Origin of the sequence: Salinarchaeum sp. IM2453, assembly GCF_019693215.1 — an archaeon.
Taxonomy (GTDB): Archaea; Halobacteriota; Halobacteria; order Halobacteriales; family Salinarchaeaceae; genus IM2453.
In genome coordinates, this window is the sequence record NZ_CP081183.1 from 1,914,662 (window position 1) to 1,931,893 (window position 17,232).

A 17,232-nucleotide genomic window follows, 5' to 3' on the forward strand; every position below is an offset into this window, starting at 1 on the left:
TGCAAATAAAATATTTCATCGAAAGTCTAAATCTGATCTTAGAATCTCAGTAAGCACCCATCAAATATACTAATATCAAATAAATATGGTGAATAACCACAGAAGATAGCATTCTAGTTGCTTGTACATTGGACCTACTCTCACCAAAGTTCAAAACATTCAGATTGCTTATTTATATCAGCAGATGATGTAAGATGACCTTGAAACAACAAGGTTTATTCATTTTATCACCTTGTCTCGAAAACGATGAGTACTGAAACGAAAGAAGGTCAACTCATTGATCAGTCGACCTTTGATACGATACGACAGCGGTATCATATCCCCACAATCTTCGCTGTCGTGCTCTTCATGTTCTGGCTGCGGTTCCGGAATTATGAGACCTTCCTTGTCGGCGAAGATGGGTTTACGCTTCAGGCTGTGGACTCATGGTACCACTGGCGGACAACGGAGTGGACGGTTGAGAACTATCCTTGGCTTATTGGACATGATCCATGGACGAGATTCCCAGAGGGGACGTTTACCGGTCAGTTTGGCACGTTATTTGACTTTTTGATCGCAACTGTAGCGATGATTATCGGCGGAGGTGATCCCTCTTCGCAGCAAATTTTACTTGCCGGTGCAATTGTCGTGCCGCTACTAGCTGCTCTTACTGCTATTCCCGTGTATTATCTTGGAAAGCAGATAGGAGGGCGCATCGGTGGCATTGCTGGCATTGTCTTCCTTGCAGTTGCTCCTGGCCAATTTTTCAATCGGATGACCGCCGGTCAGTTCCAGCATCACGCCGCCGAGGCACTGTTTATGATTGTCTCAGTTGTTGCATTGGTGTTTGCAATTCGTGTTGCAATGGAAGAAAAACCCATCTGGGAACTAGTCCCAGCAAGAGACTGGGATGAGCTTAAACGGCCAGCAATATACAGCGCGATTGCTGGCTTTGCGATGATTATTTATATCTGGACGTGGCCACCAGGCATTGTCCTCATTGGTATATTTGGTATCTACGTTGTTGTACAAATTCTTCTCGATCATATGCGGAGACAGCCCCCAGATCACATTGCGTTTGTTGCAACAGTGAGTATGGCTGTCGTTGCTGTTGGAACTGCACTGTTGATACAGGAACCAGGCTTTAGCCGCACAACGATGGACTATTTGCCGCCGATATTCGCATTGCTCGTAGCTGGTGGATCATTATTCATGGCTTGGTTCTCTAGGTGGTGGAATACAACAGATTACGGAGATAGAGGTTATCCTGTTGCTATTGCTGGAATAATCATTGGAGGGCTATTGTCGCTATACCTTGTTCTTCCTGATTTATACGACACGTTGGTAGGTAATCTTGATACTGTCTTCCCGCTATTCATCCTTCCTGGCGGAAGCATCGGCATTGTCGCTGAAGCTCAGCCACCAAGTCCTTCAATCCTTTTCGGAGAACACGGGCTTGCCTTTTTCAGTGCATTAGTGGCCGTAGCCTTCTTATTTGGACGGGACTCTAACAAGCCTATTTATCTCTTTATTGGAGTCTGGGCTGCAATGACGCTCTCGATGGGTATCACACAAACCCGGTTTAACTACTACACTGCCCTTGGGGTAGCTGTATTAAATGCTTATCTCGTCGGGAAGGCGGTCGAGCTCATTAATTTAGATCGGGCAGTTTCGTCAGTTCGTGACATAGAAACTTACCAAGTATTGACGATAGTTGTCCTTCTAATGTTACTCGTTGTACCCTTGCTTCCACCAGTAGCCGATCACAACGTTATCGACCGAAGTGGGGCAACTGGCCCAGCAACCTACACTGAAAAAGGAGAGCCTGTCTATGACTGGATGAATGATAATACGCCAGAAGTTGGAAACTATGGTAACGCATCTAACGCTGATGAGATTGATTACTATGGAGACTATGATATCCCTGAAGACTCAAACTTTGACTATCCAGAGGGTGCGTATGGAGTGATGTCATGGTGGGATTATGGCCATCTCCTCACTACACAGGCTGAACGGCCTCCACATTCAAATCCATTCCAGCACAATGTAGAGACTTCAGCAACGTACCTGACAGAAACTGATGAAGAAAAGGCTGAGTTACTTCTTGATGCAATTGCTGCGGATGTATCGGACCCATCCGATCTGAGCAAGGAAGAATTACAGAATGAGCTAGAAAATGTCGATGAGAGTGAAATGGAACCAATTCAGTATGTCTCCATTCATGACCGAGATGTCGGAGGGATCTTCCCGGCAATCGCTCAGAGAACCGATAACTTCAACATCGATGATGGGTTCGATGTGGAGAAGTATGAATCAACGATGATTGCTGAGTTATACTACGATGATGCAGATGGGCTAGAAAACTATCGTCTGGTAAAGGAAAGCCCATACTGGTCAAACGTCCAGATGACTGACGAAGGACCTCTGCATGAGGAATACGGTGATCCACAAACAGGAGAACTATATGAAGGCCCATACGTGTTTGAAGATGACGATGACGCCTATTCAGCAACAAAGCTGTTTGAACGGGTAGACGGGGCAACGCTCACTGGTGAGGTTGGAAATCTATCCGAGGTTGATGTAGAAGAAGCAACCATCACGGCAGAGCTTGAACTGTTCTCGGATACCGCTAGAACGTTTGAGTACTCACAAACCGCCGAGCCTGATGAAAATGGTGAGTTCGAGCTTACTGTCCCATATCCATCAAACGAGGAGTATGGACCCGATGATGGCTTTGCAGAATCTGCCATCACCCCACTCGGCGACAGTTATCAAGTAAACGTAGAAAATGAAACTGGTGACCTTGTAAAACAAGCTAACGTTGCCGTTAACGAGTCAGATGTACAATTTGGAAAAACGCAATCAGTCGAATTCGAACCAGCAAACGTCACGGTCGATATCGACCGGAATGAAAGTAACCTTGACGTCAATAAGACTAATGACGAAAACCTGACCGCAGTTGTTGATATTGAAAACGTTGGCAGTCTTGGTACTGAGCAAACAATCACTGCCTCACTAGATGGTGAAGAGCAAAGCAGCGAAGAGTTCGACTTAGCCGCTCTGGAGAGTGAGACACACACGTTTGAACTCGACGTTGATCTTACTGACGATGGAGCAGAACTGATGATTGAAAGTGAGGACGATAGTGATACAGCAGAAATATCGGTGTTTGAATAGCGTCCACCTACCGGTAAAACTGTACAAGTGGCCCGGGACCCGACTCTGAAGAAATCCATCGCGGTCAATCCGGTAAACGACCATTTATTTGGTTTATTATATAAGTAGATGTATGGTCAAGCAACCTGACGAGAACCCATATATCACGTCTCCTGATACCGATTTCACTCCCACAGAATCCCTTAATCCGGACACAGCTAGAGAACAAGCTCAACTGCTCCGCGAGGCGATTCGATATCATGACTTCAAGTACTACATTGAAAATAATCCCGTTATTGCAGATCGAACATACGATAAGTTGTTTAACCGATTACAAACGCTGGAGGACACTTTCGACCTGTCTACGCCAAATAGCCCGACCCAACGAGTAGGTGGTAAACCGGTTGACAGCTTGCCGGATGTCGAGCATATACGCCCAATGCTGTCCATCGACTCGGATGGTGATTCTGCAGCAGTCAGGAATTGGGCAAACCGGGTGTCTAAAGATATTGGTGATACACAACGAGATATCTCTTTTTTTTGTGAACCGAAGTTTGATGGGCTATCGGTAGAAGTTATTTACGAAAATGGAACACTTTCTCGCGCTGCGACACGCGGTGATGGGAGCGTTGGGGATGACATTACTGAGAATGTAAAGACCATCCCCCATGTCCCATTGCGATTACGTGGAGAACATCCAGAGTATCTTGCTGTTCGAGGAGAGATATATATGCCTCGTGACGGATTTCAAAAACTCAACAAAGAGCGCATGGAATCTGGAAAGGATCCGTTTGCTAATCCACGGAACGCTGCGGCTGGTACGCTCAGACAACTTGATCCATCAACTGTCGCTGAACGTCCACTCTCTTGCTTTTTCTTTGATGTACTAGCAATCAGAGAGACAGAACAATGGGCAACTAAACCAGTTGAAACCCACGCAAAACTACACGAGAACCTTCCAAACTGGGGACTACGTACGACTGAACTAGCTTCACACGTAGAAAGTATTGAGGAGGCAATTGCATACCGTGATGATTTACTTGATCAGCGGGACTCATTAAACTATGAAATTGACGGGGTCGTTATCAAAGTCAACGACCGATCGCTATGTGAGGAGTTAGGAGCTACTTCAAGACACTATCGATGGGCATTCGCGTACAAGTTTCCTCCAAGGACAGAAGAGACGATACTCCGGGAGATTATTGTCCAGGTTGGCCGCACTGGCCGGTTAACACCGGTCGCTTTATTGGATCCGGTTGATGTCGGTGGCGTAACTGTTTCTCGAGCAAGCTTACATAACCCTGCTCAAATCGAAGAACTCGGTGTTGGCATAGGTGACAAAGTAAAGATCACACGGGCAGGCGATGTTATCCCACAGGTAACCGATGTACTGGAACATCAGGGACCACAGTATCAATTTCCGGACCGATGTCCTGCTTGTGGAAGCCCAATTGAACGAGATGGCCCAATGGCCTTCTGCACGGGAGGGATGGCCTGCGATCGACAACTCGTGCGGGCAGTTACTCATTACGCTAGTGATGCAGGACTTGACATTGAGGGACTGGGGGAACAAACAGCCAAACAACTTTATGAAGCCAAATTAATTGAAGATGGAATTGCGGATCTTTACGCTATCTCTGTGCAGGACCTGACTGGACTTGATGGATGGGGAACAAAAAGTGCAAAAAACCTACTGGATGCAATTGAGTCAAGCAAGTCACCTCCCCTCTCTGATTTTATCGCAGCAATAGGTATTCGAGGCGTTGGTCCAACTGTTGCACAAGATCTTGCCTCAGAATTTACGACGTTTGACGCATTTATGAATGCCACACAAGGGCAACTTAAAGCCGTGGAGGGAATCGGACAGAAAACCGCAAACACTATTGTGGAATTTTTTGATACAGAACATAACCAGACAGAGATTATGCGACTATTAAACCAAGGAGTACGCCCTGAACCAGCAGAACAGACGGTGAGTGCAGAATTAGACGGACTGACGTTTGTTTTCACAGGGGCCCTTGACCAATACACAAGAGATGAAGCTCAAGAATTAGTCGAATCACACGGGGCCCGAGCAACGTCTTCTGTCTCTGGAAATACAGATTATCTCGTGACTGGGGACAATCCAGGTAGCCGTAAAATCAGTGATGCCAATGAAAATGACGTTACGCAAATTGATGAAGACCAGTTTCTTACACTTCTCGAGCAGGAAAGCGTCCTGACTTCCTCTGAATACTAACGAGAAAAACTTGTTCTTCGCACTTGACAAGAATGTCGGTGCAAATCGCTTAATTCTATCCGAATACTACAGAAAGATATGTCGAGACAGCGCGTTGGTGCTCACGTATCGATTGCAGATGGATTTCCAGCAGCAGTATCACAGATACAAGAATACGGCGGGAACTGTGGTCAGGTATTTGTTGGATCACCGAGAACATGGTCTGTTAGCAGTGTTGACTCAAGCGATGCTACTGCATTCGCTGAGCTGCAGGCAACTGAAGATGTTAGACCATGGATCGTACACGGCACGTATCTTATTAATTTTGCAACACCCAATGATGACCTTGCAGAGAAGTCGGTAGCGACTGTGCAGGAAGAACTAAACAAAGCGTCAAAGCTCGGTATAGATTATTATACTTTCCACCCTGGGGCTCACACCGGTGCAGGTGTTGAAAAAGGAATAAGGAACATCGGATCGCGTCTTTCAGAGCTTGATATCCCTGACGGTATGACAGTTTTACTTGAAAATACCGCCGGTGGAGGTACTTCCCTTGGAAGTACTTTCCAGCAACTACAGGAAATGCGAATCCGATCAGAAATCGACAATGACCAACTTGGGGTTTGTATTGACAGTTGTCACCTGTACGCCGCAGGGTATGACTTTACAACAACCACTGGACTGACCGAAATGGTCGGAGAAATCGAGCAAACCGTCGGTCTGGATGCTATTCAGTATTTACACCTAAATGACTCAAAACATCCGTGTGGTTCAAATAAAGATGAACACCAGCACATTGGCAAAGGACAAATTGGCACAACAGGCTTTAGTAAACTAATCAATCATGACGCCTTTACTGATCTGCCGATGGTGCTAGAGACCCCTGTCGACGAAAAGGGATATGCTTGGAATATTTCACAGATACAATCACTGTACGATACATAAGTTATAGGCTTATTCCATTCGTGGGATTCTAAAGCATAGCCTTGTCCGGTCCACCGGTCACTTATTGGATTGCTCCAGGACTGGGATCCAAGATACTCGGCCTGCTCCGCCTGCAGATAACAATCAACTGAGTTCAGTAGCTCACACTGCTAACAGTATCGTGATGACCCAAGCCGCCATCACAATTGCTGATAGACCCTGTTTTGTAGCTGACCTTCCAACTGGCGGATTTCGGAAAATGATCTCAAAAAGAATAATTGTTGCAACTACACTTCCAGCAGCAAGCCCATGATACAAAGCGACTGACTCATGTATGCTAAGCGATGCTCCAGCTCCAAGTGCGATGATTATCCCGGCTAATAAAGCATCATAGTAATCAATATCATCTAAGCTTCGAGGAATGAAATGATTAGACATCCTATATTTAGCTAAAGTCTGACTATACAAAAGAGTGATTCCAAATATTACTCGGGATCATATATCTGTTCTTCAGACTGAACGTTTATTATTACTTATCAAGTATAGATTCATATGGCAGAAGGTACAGAGCGGCTCTGTCGTTATCTGGAAGAAACTGAGGTCAACGCATGCCGAACGGAGGACGCACAGAACCGGATCACCGAATTACGACAACTCCAGTCAGGAATTGACGAATCACAGGTAACTGAGCACGTTCAAATTCTAGCCGCCGTTGGTGATGAGACTCGATATCAAATTGTGCAGATTTTATCAGAAGCAGAGGATGAGTTATGTGTCTGCGAGATCACCCCTCTTCTTTCTGTAAGCGAAAGCGCTGTCAGTCATGCCCTTTCGAAACTCACTGATGCAGACGTAATCGATAGGAGAAAAGAAGGTAGATGGCGAATGTATTCACTAACTGACCGCGGTAAGGCAATCGTTCAGGCACTTGAAGGATCAGTTTAGTGTCTATTGCCCGCATCAATAGCACATAGACCGAAGGCGGCCTCCATCGGCCTCCGGTCACTCGGCGGCCTGCGTAGCTTCTGGTCGAATCGTAAGTACTGGGACTGGCGACGTTCGCACGACCTGATCAGCAACGCTACCAATAATTGCCCGCTCTACTCCGCCCCGGCCACTTGTCCCAATTATGATCATATCGATAGGGTTTAATTCAGCATACTCAACAATCTGCTTTGCCGGCGTTCCATATTTGATACCCGTCACAATATCTAATTTATATTCTTTACCCTTCTGTTCTAGCCGATTCACACGTTCCTGCGCTTTTTCTTCAAGTCCTTCTCGAATCGGCCGACTGGCTCCTGTATATGTCGCTGCTGCAACTACAGCGCTGTCTGCAACTGCCAATATATGAACTCTTGCGTCGAGCTTCTGAGCGAGCGCAAACGCCTCTTCTGCTGCCCGTTCTGCGTGTTCACTTCCATCGGTGGGTACAAGTATCGTATTAACCATAGTTTATGATACAAGATAACAATTATTGAGGCTGTGGGTTTGTTACACGGTGACACTAAGATGGATATAATTGGTGTGGACTCTCGATGTATTATAAAATAGGAGGCAAAAACCCACTCGTTTTGGGGTAGAAGGAAGTCAAACTCAATGTCGAAACATCATCACTGTCTGTTCTTCATTGAGAATACAAAATCTTCGCCCATCATTTTCCGGAAAACTCGTTGTCTTTTTCTCTGTGATAAATAATCGCTGGAATGCCTTGCCACATACTGGACAATCAATCTCTGCCTTTGTTTCGTATAATTTTGTGGACCCTCCGTCGCGTAGTTGCTTCAACGCGTGTCGATGATCATGCACTGAAAACTTTGGCCCCATATCCTTGCTAAATAATTCAGGCAGCTACAAATAAGCGTTCTTCAGCAGGACAGGATAGTGATCAGGTCGGTAGTGGATATTAGTTTTGCAACTGACCTTCTCGTGATCTCTTTCAGATATTCAGTTTGCAGAAATCGAGGCGAATGCCACGGGGCTTGACCCCGAGACAGTTCACTCCGTCTGTGGAGTCTTCCTATGCACTTAGTTCAAAACAGATGATCATCAGTAAGCCGTGCCGGACCTCCTGCTTTCCAGATCATTGTTTCGACCCCACAATCAGAAACTGCTTCCTCAACAGTATCGACGTACTCTTTCTTGGTGTTTACATACACGGTGGCTCCCGTATCGGTTGAAAAGTAAACTGGGATGTTCTGTTCCTCTCTCAGCGATTTGACTACTTCAAATATTTCGAGTGTCTCTGGCTGCCAGTATACCCATCCAGCTGGGCCAGTCATTGTCGTTGCTGCTAGAGATAGAGAGTCATGTTCTGCAAGTTTAAATACTCGGTCGAAATCACCGCTCCGTAGGGCATCCCTACACTCAACAATTTGGTCACCTATGTGTGCACGACGGGCATCAAACATATGACTGTCAGCCGCTTCCGCATGTGCATCATCCGTTTCTTTGTATGCTGGAACTAAACCAACAACAATCCGTAGCTCATCTTCAATTGTAGTTTCAATTCGTTCAGATCGGCAGTCTTGATCGTTCAACCCGGCATAAAGGTGTGAAAACCCTCCAGTAACAGCTCGTGCAGCGGATGATGATCCCCGCCGGGCGATAGCGGAAATCTCTGGTTTAGAGAGCTCAAGATCGGCAGCCCCGACAAGTGCCATTGCTGCTGCAGCGAACCCTGAGGAAGATGATCCAAGTCCCACATTTGACGGGAATGTATTTTGACTCTCTAACCGGACATTATAATCTTTATCGAGTTTTGAGGAGCGACTTTGGACCTCCTCAACAATTCGATCAAGTCGTGCTGCTCCACTTCCTGTAACGGTTTCTCCATCAATTTGATACTGATTTTCGTCTATGTCCAGGCTAAACTGAGCTGTCGTCGTCGTCTTACTTGGGGCGGTACAGACACTAATGCTATCGTGGTACGGGAGACGAAGCTTCTCGTCTCTCATACCATGGTACTTCACAATACCCTGAATTGGGTGTGCAACTGCGGTTGTCTTCTTGACCATAACTGAAGAGCAGATAACTTCGGAGTTAAGTGTGGCGATAAGATGAGGAAATTCCAATAGTGTTATTTAATTAACAATACCGAAAGAATTATTCATAATAAGATCTATGATAACGTGTGACAGACAATTCCCAGTGTCCCCACTGTAATACGCCAACAACTTCGGGATCTCGCTATTGCCCACAGTGTGGAAATGCTCTTCCGCAACGGTCTTGTTGGATGTGCAACTCATCGATGGATCCCGACGACCGGTACTGCCAATATTGTGGTGCAGAGCAGGGAAAGCTTGACCCGGAGTCTCGGCACAAACGATTTCGCCGTCATATTCGTCGTAAAGTTGCTAAAGGGTGGGAGATTGAACATGACTGGGAGGATGAAGTTATTCTGGTTAATCGCGATATAGGGAATCTGTTTATTCACGCTGCACTTATTCCTCTGACTGGTGGATTAGGAAACCTACTTTATGCCTACTATCGACACACAGTCAAAGCTAATCGTGTCTTTCTATCTGTCGAAGATTATCACCCGAAACCATCAGGAGTGTCTCCTCAACAATCTGATGTTGACACTCAAGAAATAGATACCGAGGTGGGACAACGTAGTGCAAACAATGAGCTACAGGTCTCTGGTAACTACTCTGGATATATTGCATCAATTGTCTTGATGACAATTGGATTTGCGGGATTATTTACTGGTGAAGCGCCTGTCATGCTTGTTGGCTTCTTAGTGCTCCTTTTTGGTGCTGGAGTATTTCCATCAATAACTGAGAGAATTGCACGTCGATACAGCCTTACGGCAAATGGTACTATCCGATCTGTGGACAAAACTACCTTTGAGGGAGAAACTCACCGGTGTATGGCTTGCGGAAACGAGGTTGCATACGGAACTGAGCGAACATACAGGGAAGAGTTTGTCGTCGGAGGTATTCCACTACACACGTATACTGATGGAACAAACCATTATTGTCCGGAGTGCGCGGAACATGAGCATGGGACTTCAAGTCACCCTTACTCAAACCAGCGCACAAGAGATCAATCTGTAGAATCTGATGCTTCAAGATAGTTTATTCTGAGTCACGGACAGTGCGAATCTGTTTGCAGTCCCCCTCTTGATCAATAACACGTCGATCAGGTAAATGGAGGTCTGGTTCTCGACCAACAGTAAAAAATCGTTCAGTCCATGTTAACTCCTCTGTTGCTGGACTCGGTTTTTGAACCTCTATAAAATCGACTGCAATGGCATCTGCTTGCTCGGCAGACGAAATACGAACCGTTGACAATTGATATGAAGGGTAGAAAACAGGGGGAAGAATGCCAATAATTCCATCTCGACGATGGAGTCGCTTGAGCCAGGTGCCTGAATTCACAATCATGCCGCCGTCAACTGACTGTACACCTGGACGGTGCGTGTGTCCATAACAGAAAAGCGTGGTATGCTCTTCATTAGTAAAAAGTTCTTCTGCGTAGTCTTGATATGGTCTTTCAGGGTCGACAGTGAGTTCTGTTTCAAACACCCCAAACCGATTAACTGTCTTGCGGATGTCTCGACGAAGGAAATACAGAGGAATCCCAACAAGAAGAATCAGTCCGGCGATGATGATGTTGACTGTTAAGAATGTCCAAATGGCTGTACCAGGACGACCCAACGACACGAAAAGGGCCTCTATTTCTTCGATTGGCATTGACCATATCCCCACAATATCAAGCCCAGAAAGAACTGCAAGAAGAACACTAATATTAAACAAGAGAAGAAATGGAAATAGCGAATACCGCAACAGCGGATTCATCTCCCGGTAAAAATATTTTGAGAATAACCACACTGGTACCCGCTCGGTGGGCGTAACAGCTTGAACATCTTTGAGCCAGTTGAATTTTCCCCGATCAGATAATTGTCCAGCACGACTTGTTACCAGTGTATTATAGTAATACCCAAGTGGAGAGGCATGTGGATTGCCCCAGTCCTCAACCTTGTTGTTTGGGTCTTGTTGATGTCCGTGCTCAAAATGAATCACCTGCCCATCAAGTGTTCGCTTGACCGACCTCTCCTGCACGAGATTAATATTATACTTTTCTAACCTGTCAACGTATTCCTCATATGCAGCTAACTCATGATCATGATTTCCCGGAAGAAGTGTGATATCGATATTCTTCCCGGTAGACTTGAACTGCTCAAATAACGACGGGTATGTCTCCTCAAGCATCTCAAACTTCTCGATACCTTCCAACTCGGTGAATTCCCATAAACCAAAGGCGTCCCCATTAATTATTAATTCAGCATCTTCGTCTGTTGTTTCTAACTCTGTAAGAAAATCAATCAATTCATCAAGAAAGTCAATCTCTTTTAGTTGTTCGTCCCCACCGATATGGAGGTCGCTGATGACATAGTAAGTACGATTATTAGACTTTGTGCCCATTGTTTTGATACAGCAAATGAGAAGTGAAAAAACTGGGTTATTTGATCGAAAACCATAGAATCATAAGACATCGACCGTACTCAATTATATGGGAACTCCCCTCGAACTTCGATCAAGACAGGCATCGGAAGTTATTAACCGTCTGTCTGAAGAGTATCCTGATAGTTCAATTTCACTTATCTATTCCAACCGACTCGAGTTACTAATCTCCGTGATTTTATCTGCTCAGTGCACAGATGAGCGAGTTAATCAGGTGACCGACAACCTGTTTGATAAATTCCAGTCGCTAAACGACTTTGCCAGTGCGTCAGAAGACGAGATTGCGGATATGATCGATTCGGTTACATATTATAACAACAAAGCTCGATATATCCGTAATGCGTGCCAGATGATCAGAGATCATCACGACGGTGAGGTTCCAGAGACAATGGAAGAACTCACGAATCTTCCAGGCGTCGGAAGAAAAACAGCGAATGTTGTTCTTCAACATGGGCATAATATCACGGAAGGGATTGTTGTTGATACTCATGTCCAACGCCAAACGCGCCGACTTGGATTAACTGATCACAAGCGACCCGAAAAAATTGAGCGCGAATTAATGGATTATCTGCCGCAAAACGATTGGCAGCAATTTACACATTTGCTGATCGACCACGGTCGAGCAGTTTGCACAGCGCGGAGTCCAAGCTGTCATGGCTGTGTTTTATCTGACATATGTCCATCTGAGCAGGGCGACTCCAAAGTTGACCTTGCAACCGGGGAAGAGTGGAACTAAGTCTTATCTGAAATTGAGTCTGCTAGCTTGCACCTATATATTAGTACGACCATCCATCTGGGGGCTCGTTAAGCAGGCGTCTGTCAACTGTGAAAGTTATCCTTTACTTGGTGTCTCTGAAATATCTAACTTAATTGTTTGAAATGTATGTTCAACTACCGACTGAACTGATTGTCCACCAGTAATAACTGCTTGTTCCTGTCCATCTACTTCGACCGCAACGGGTGCTTCGTCACGGCATACAGTAACCGTCACTTTCTGCGGAGAGACAACCCAATGGTCGATATTAATCGTAAAGGGGGCAATTGGCGTGATTGCAATTCCCGTTTCTGGTGCCATCCGTGATCCTCCGGCCGCCGCAGAGTAGCCATGACTGCCAGCAGGAGTAGAGACGACCACACCGTCTGCCCGAAATCTGGTCGAAAGATCATCCGCAGGACTTTCGATTACATATTCAGATATTCGAGCTGGTGCGTTGGTGATCAATCCAACATCCCAAAAAGCAATTGTCTCAATATGATCTACTGTAATCGAAAGTATTGGATGATTGTGTGTGCTGTAGTCGCCTTTCTTAATCCGCTGAATTGCAGTCGGTAATTGTTCAACCGGTATTGATGCAATTCCTCGTTGAAAGTCTACAGGGAGAATCGAAGATATCTGCTCTTGTGTTGCAGCACTACGAAATGCTTCTTCACCTGAAACTGCTAAGCAATCAATGTCTGCCGAAAACTCTGATGGTTCACCAATAATTAGATCAGCATTTGTTTTGCTTACAGCTGACTTGATTTTTGCTATCTCAGTGTCGGACCGTACAAGACCTATCTGTGGTGTATTCATGATGGAAACATCTCAAATGCAGACAGTCAACCGGTTACTTGGATTGGCATTTTGTCGACAAGAATATCAATCCACCGCCATGACTTGGTATTTCCGGAAACAACGATGCGCTTTGGAGACACTTCATTGACTGTCGCCTCGGTGTCCCCAGAGAGTGTAGTCTCCACCAGCCGTTGATTCGGCTATACCCTGACCCACGTCTTTCGTCGAAGGCCGACTCCGAACTGCTGTAGCCCGAGGCGCAGTCTGACGTTGCAGCGTACTTGAACAGCCCCTCAACCACAACTAATTTGATAGGAGGTTCCTCTCTTGAACGTTCCATCAAAGAGCGTACGGCTGTATCCCCGCCCTATTCGCTCCTTGAAAACGGGGACATACCTGCAACTGTTAAAATGGCCAGTCCCCGGTTGCTCGTAACCCTGTTGCAATACCTTGTTCTTCAAGCGCTTCTGCAATGGAATCGGGATCTTTTCTTGCCAATGGATATGACGACGTCGCAAGACGAACCGTTAACTCAGAGAGCAATATTGACTGATCCCGAAGGTTTCGTTGACTTAACTTATCAAACGTATCCGCTGCTGTGTGTCCCCATCCCCGAGCCTTATCAGTTTTAGCAGACGCCATCAATCCGGGGGTTCCCTGAGCCACAAAGGGCCAGTGATCACTGTGCGGAATGATCCGAGGGTTAACCGTTATAGGTTGTCCTAAATCAGCCTCTGTATCTCGAATCGGATCCTGCAGACAATCATATTGGTTTGTGTTGATCTCTAATTCTTGCGAGGCTACAACGCTGTCACAGTTAACAACAGCATATGGAGTCGTATCTCGGGTTTCTGCTTCGTATGATGATCCAACGAGACCCACTTCTTCTGCTCCAAACACAATACACTCAACGCCAATGTCAAGTTCATCCTCTCGGTGTGTCAGTGCATGTGCAATCTCAAGAACAGTGGCTACTCCCGCAGCATTGTCTGCTGCTCCTTGACCAATGTCGTGTCCGTCCACATGTGCAGTAACCAGGAGACGTCGGTCAGTCCTCGGCCCGATTGCAGCGTGTATATTTTGACTTTCAGTTTGTGAAATCTCAGCGTTTACGCTGATTTCAACAGAGTCACCGGTAGATTTTCGAGATAGCCTTTTACCAATCTCTTGGCTGACACCAAGTGCCGGAATTGGCCCAATTGCCTGCTTTGACCTCCCAACACTTCCCGTAGGGGCTAGTTGCCCCGGTGAATGCTGATAGTAAATAAATCCCGCTGCATCATGCTCGACTGCCCGATAGTACTTCTCACGACGATGTACATAACGCCCATAGTAGTCTGGAACACCAGCCTCAACTAGTGCAATAGAGTCATCTATATTAGCTGATTCAAAATCGCCGGGAAGTCCATACCCCAAATCAACCAATTCTCCTGTTGCTGATCTTGAAGGGCTTCGAGGCAATCCAATACAGTTAAATTCCGTTCCATTAGCGCGCAATGAGCTTCCGATACGCTCCCATCTTGTAATCGGAAACGGCTCTTGTCGGACATTCCGTAATCCTAGCTTCGAAAATTTATCCTCGACAAGATTGGCGCCTCTCTGCTCACCCTCCGATCCGGGCATCCGATGAGTAAGGTCAGCAAGTGACTCAAGCGTAGTCCAACCGATCTCACTTCGATATAGCGAATCAATCCAACCCATATCTCCGAATCCAGATCAGCACTCATACATCTTTTGTCTGCAAGCATCTCCCCGATCGAGTACCTTGGGTGTCCTCCGAGCGCACTTGCTGAACCTCGATCTCAGCAGCCATGACTACACTTTAATTTCTCCAGGCAACGTCCCGATCCTCAAGGAACGACCCGCGTCAGCGGTACGTGAAGTACCGAGGCACTCTGCCTGCCTTCTCTGTAGATATCAGTGATCTTCAATTTCAATAACTACCGGACGATGATCCTCGTGTTGTTGCTGCTGAGCAATTGAGTTTCCAAGCATGTATCCTGTCGCTCCTCCAACCACACCGCCGATGGCAGCTCCAATTGGTCCATTTCTCGATCCAATTATCGCCCCTGCAAACCCGCCGACCGTTGACAACCGGGTAGCTGTCCGTGTTAGTTCTTCCTCTGAGCTACGTGGCATAGAGTAACATAGTTGGTCTAACCGTATAAGTTTCACTTCCACACATAATCTCTGACTTCTCTAGGCAGAGTAGGTCGCTCGCTAAGTCTTAACTCCGGGTAGTTCACTCAATGTCTCTTCCACCGTCAGTTGCCGGGGTTGTCTGCTTATGATCTACTTCAGAGCGTCCTGATATGTTCTCTTTCTCTTCTTTACCGTGTTTGTTTCGCAGCCACCATGCCAGTCCACTGATCGCTACGATACAAACGATGGCAAAAGGTGCTCCTGTGACAATCACCGAAGATCTAAGAGCTGTCACTCCTCCGAGTACAACCAACACAGATGCGACCATCCCCTGAAGAACACTCCAGAATACACGATTGATACTTGATGGTGTCATCTTACCTCCAGTTGTCAGCATTCCTAATGCGAGGGTGGAGGAATCGGCTGAGGTCGCAAAGAACGTTACTACCAGAACAAAAAACAAAGCTTGCCAAATCTCTCCGCCGGGGAATGCTCCAAAGAGCACGTACCCAGAGACCCCTTCTCCATGGGTGTTGATAGCCTGTAGAATATCAACAGCACCAGTGTGCTGCATCCATACAGACCCTCCGCCGACGACGCTAAACCAGAGAAGTGAAATGATAGTCATTGTCACAAAGGCGGTTCCGATTACTGATCGAATCGTCCGCCCTTTTGAGATCCGCGCCAAAAATAGTCCGACAAACGGAGCCCAAGCGATCCACCATGCCCAGTAGAAGACGGTCCACGAAGCTGCCCATCCTGTGTCGGCTTCTGATCCAACTCCAGTAAACAGACTCATCTCAAAGAAGTGGTTAATATATGTTCCTACTGCTGATATTCCTGTATTTAAGATGTTAATTGTCGGACCCCCAACGAGGACAACAATCAGAAGTAGTGACATAATTATCACATTAAATCCAGATAATCGTCGAATACCCCGCGATATCCCTGCAACAACAGAGATGGTAAACAACACAGTAATGGCAGTGATTGCCAGAACCGTCTCAAGATTGCTAAACTCGTATCCTGTCTGCAGTGTGACTCCATCGAGTAGTTGTAGAGAAATAAACCCAAGTCCCGTTGCAATTCCTCCTATCGTTGCAACCACTGCTAACGTATCAACAGTTCTTCCAATTACTCCATCCAAATTTTCCCGACCCAATACCGGTAACAGTGCCGTTGATACACGAAATGGGGCATCATATCGATATGCAAAATAGGCAACTGGAATGCCAATAGCTAGATATCCTGCCCACGCGCTCACTCCATAGTGGAAAACACTGTAGGTGACTGCTGGAACAATTGCTTCTGTTGTCTCTGCTCCGACTGTATCACCAAAAACAGGCGGAACTGCTTCATAGTGCCACAGTGCTTCGGCCGGTCCAAAGAATACAATACCAGCGGAGAGACCAGCAGAAAAGAACATCGCAAAGTATGCAAATGTTCCATACTCTGGCGGGCCCTCTCCAAGTCTAATTTTTCCATATTTGCTGATCATGAGATATCCAGCAAAGATCAACATTGCTAGCACGCTCCCAAGGTATAGCCAGGCGAGGTGCTCGCCTACGGTAAATTGAGCCCAACCAATCCAACTTGCTACAGTTTCAGTATCGAGGGCTGCCCAGCTAACAAACCCAAGCGTGATGACGACGCCAATCAAAAACGGTACACGATCTACTTCATTGCGAAAATCACGCCAAACCTGCATCAGTGACAACAACACCTGATATTAGATGAAGTGGACACAGTCAGTTAAATACACCGAGGTCGACCTACAAAGACGCTGTAAA

Annotated in this window: 16 protein-coding genes; 6 read left to right on the forward strand and 10 right to left on the reverse strand. The window is 46.2% G+C overall.

What is annotated here, in order from left to right:
* Positions 1-246: 246 nt before the first annotated feature.
* From K0C01_RS09230 to K0C01_RS09240, 3 genes are all read left to right on the forward strand, one after another.
* Positions 247-3,156 (forward strand): oligosaccharyl transferase, archaeosortase A system-associated, encoded by a 2,910-nt coding sequence (locus K0C01_RS09230; RefSeq protein ID WP_221169420.1) that lies wholly within the window; start codon positions 247-249, stop codon positions 3,154-3,156.
* 112 nt (positions 3,157-3,268) lie between these two features.
* Positions 3,269-5,374 carry an NAD-dependent DNA ligase LigA gene (gene ligA, locus K0C01_RS09235; protein ID WP_221169421.1) on the forward strand — a complete coding sequence of 702 codons (2,106 nt, stop codon included), beginning with the start codon at positions 3,269-3,271 and terminating at the stop codon, positions 5,372-5,374.
* 78 nt (positions 5,375-5,452) lie between these two features.
* Positions 5,453-6,298, forward strand: a complete 846-nt coding sequence (locus tag K0C01_RS09240; RefSeq protein WP_221169422.1) for a deoxyribonuclease IV — start codon at positions 5,453-5,455, stop codon at positions 6,296-6,298.
* Positions 6,299-6,439: 141 nt separating this feature from the next.
* Here the strand turns inward: K0C01_RS09240 and K0C01_RS09245 are convergent, their stop codons facing one another.
* Complete coding sequence (locus K0C01_RS09245) at positions 6,440-6,715, reverse strand: DUF8015 family protein (protein ID WP_221169423.1); 276 nt, start codon at positions 6,713-6,715, stop codon at positions 6,440-6,442.
* A gap of 114 nt (positions 6,716-6,829) precedes the next feature.
* On the opposite strand from K0C01_RS09245, the gene K0C01_RS09250 reads away from it, so the two are divergent.
* Complete coding sequence (locus K0C01_RS09250; RefSeq protein ID WP_221169424.1) at positions 6,830-7,222, forward strand: ArsR/SmtB family transcription factor; 393 nt, start codon at positions 6,830-6,832, stop codon at positions 7,220-7,222.
* A 57-nt stretch (positions 7,223-7,279) separates the two neighbouring features.
* On the opposite strand, the gene K0C01_RS09255 is transcribed toward K0C01_RS09250, so the two are convergent.
* From K0C01_RS09255 to mvaD, 3 genes are all read right to left on the reverse strand, one after another.
* Positions 7,280-7,729, reverse strand: a complete 450-nt coding sequence (locus K0C01_RS09255; protein ID WP_221169425.1) for a universal stress protein — start codon at positions 7,727-7,729, stop codon at positions 7,280-7,282.
* 144 nt (positions 7,730-7,873) lie between these two features.
* Positions 7,874-8,104, reverse strand: a complete 231-nt coding sequence (locus tag K0C01_RS09260; protein WP_221169426.1) for a DUF7385 family protein — start codon at positions 8,102-8,104, stop codon at positions 7,874-7,876.
* 206 nt (positions 8,105-8,310) lie between these two features.
* Positions 8,311-9,294: a phosphomevalonate decarboxylase MvaD gene (gene mvaD, locus K0C01_RS09265; protein WP_221169427.1), complete on the reverse strand. Its 984-nt coding sequence runs from the start codon at positions 9,292-9,294 to the stop codon at positions 8,311-8,313.
* Positions 9,295-9,410: 116 nt separating this feature from the next.
* Between mvaD and K0C01_RS09270 the strand changes: the two genes are divergently transcribed.
* A complete protein-coding gene (locus K0C01_RS09270) occupies positions 9,411-10,355 on the forward strand; it encodes a zinc ribbon domain-containing protein (protein ID WP_221169428.1) in 945 nt (314 codons plus the stop codon).
* Position 10,356: 1 nt separating this feature from the next.
* Here K0C01_RS09270 and K0C01_RS09275 read toward each other — a convergent pair whose 3' ends face one another.
* Complete coding sequence (locus tag K0C01_RS09275) at positions 10,357-11,706, reverse strand: metallophosphoesterase (protein WP_221169429.1); 1,350 nt, start codon at positions 11,704-11,706, stop codon at positions 10,357-10,359.
* Positions 11,707-11,794: 88 nt separating this feature from the next.
* Here K0C01_RS09275 and nth point away from each other — a divergent pair, with 88 nt between their 5' ends.
* Positions 11,795-12,481, forward strand: a complete 687-nt coding sequence (gene nth, locus K0C01_RS09280) for an endonuclease III (RefSeq protein WP_221169430.1) — start codon at positions 11,795-11,797, stop codon at positions 12,479-12,481.
* Between the two features lie 96 nt (positions 12,482-12,577).
* Here the strand turns inward: nth and K0C01_RS09285 are convergent, their stop codons facing one another.
* From K0C01_RS09285 to K0C01_RS09305, 5 genes are all read right to left on the reverse strand, one after another.
* Positions 12,578-13,318: an NAD(+)/NADH kinase gene (locus tag K0C01_RS09285; RefSeq protein WP_221169431.1), complete on the reverse strand. Its 741-nt coding sequence runs from the start codon at positions 13,316-13,318 to the stop codon at positions 12,578-12,580.
* A gap of 26 nt (positions 13,319-13,344) precedes the next feature.
* Positions 13,345-13,485, reverse strand: a complete 141-nt coding sequence (locus K0C01_RS09290) for a hypothetical protein (protein WP_221169432.1) — start codon at positions 13,483-13,485, stop codon at positions 13,345-13,347.
* A gap of 220 nt (positions 13,486-13,705) precedes the next feature.
* Entirely contained in the window at positions 13,706-15,001 is a 1,296-nt protein-coding gene (locus tag K0C01_RS09295) for a M28 family peptidase (protein WP_221169433.1), read from the reverse strand.
* Between the two features lie 216 nt (positions 15,002-15,217).
* The gene (locus tag K0C01_RS09300) at positions 15,218-15,439 is read right to left on the reverse strand and encodes a glycine zipper domain-containing protein (RefSeq protein WP_221169434.1); all 222 of its coding nucleotides are present in this window, start codon (positions 15,437-15,439) and stop codon (positions 15,218-15,220) included.
* Between the two features lie 103 nt (positions 15,440-15,542).
* Positions 15,543-17,150, reverse strand: a complete 1,608-nt coding sequence (locus K0C01_RS09305) for a BCCT family transporter (RefSeq protein ID WP_221169435.1) — start codon at positions 17,148-17,150, stop codon at positions 15,543-15,545.
* Positions 17,151-17,232 lie beyond the last annotated feature (82 nt).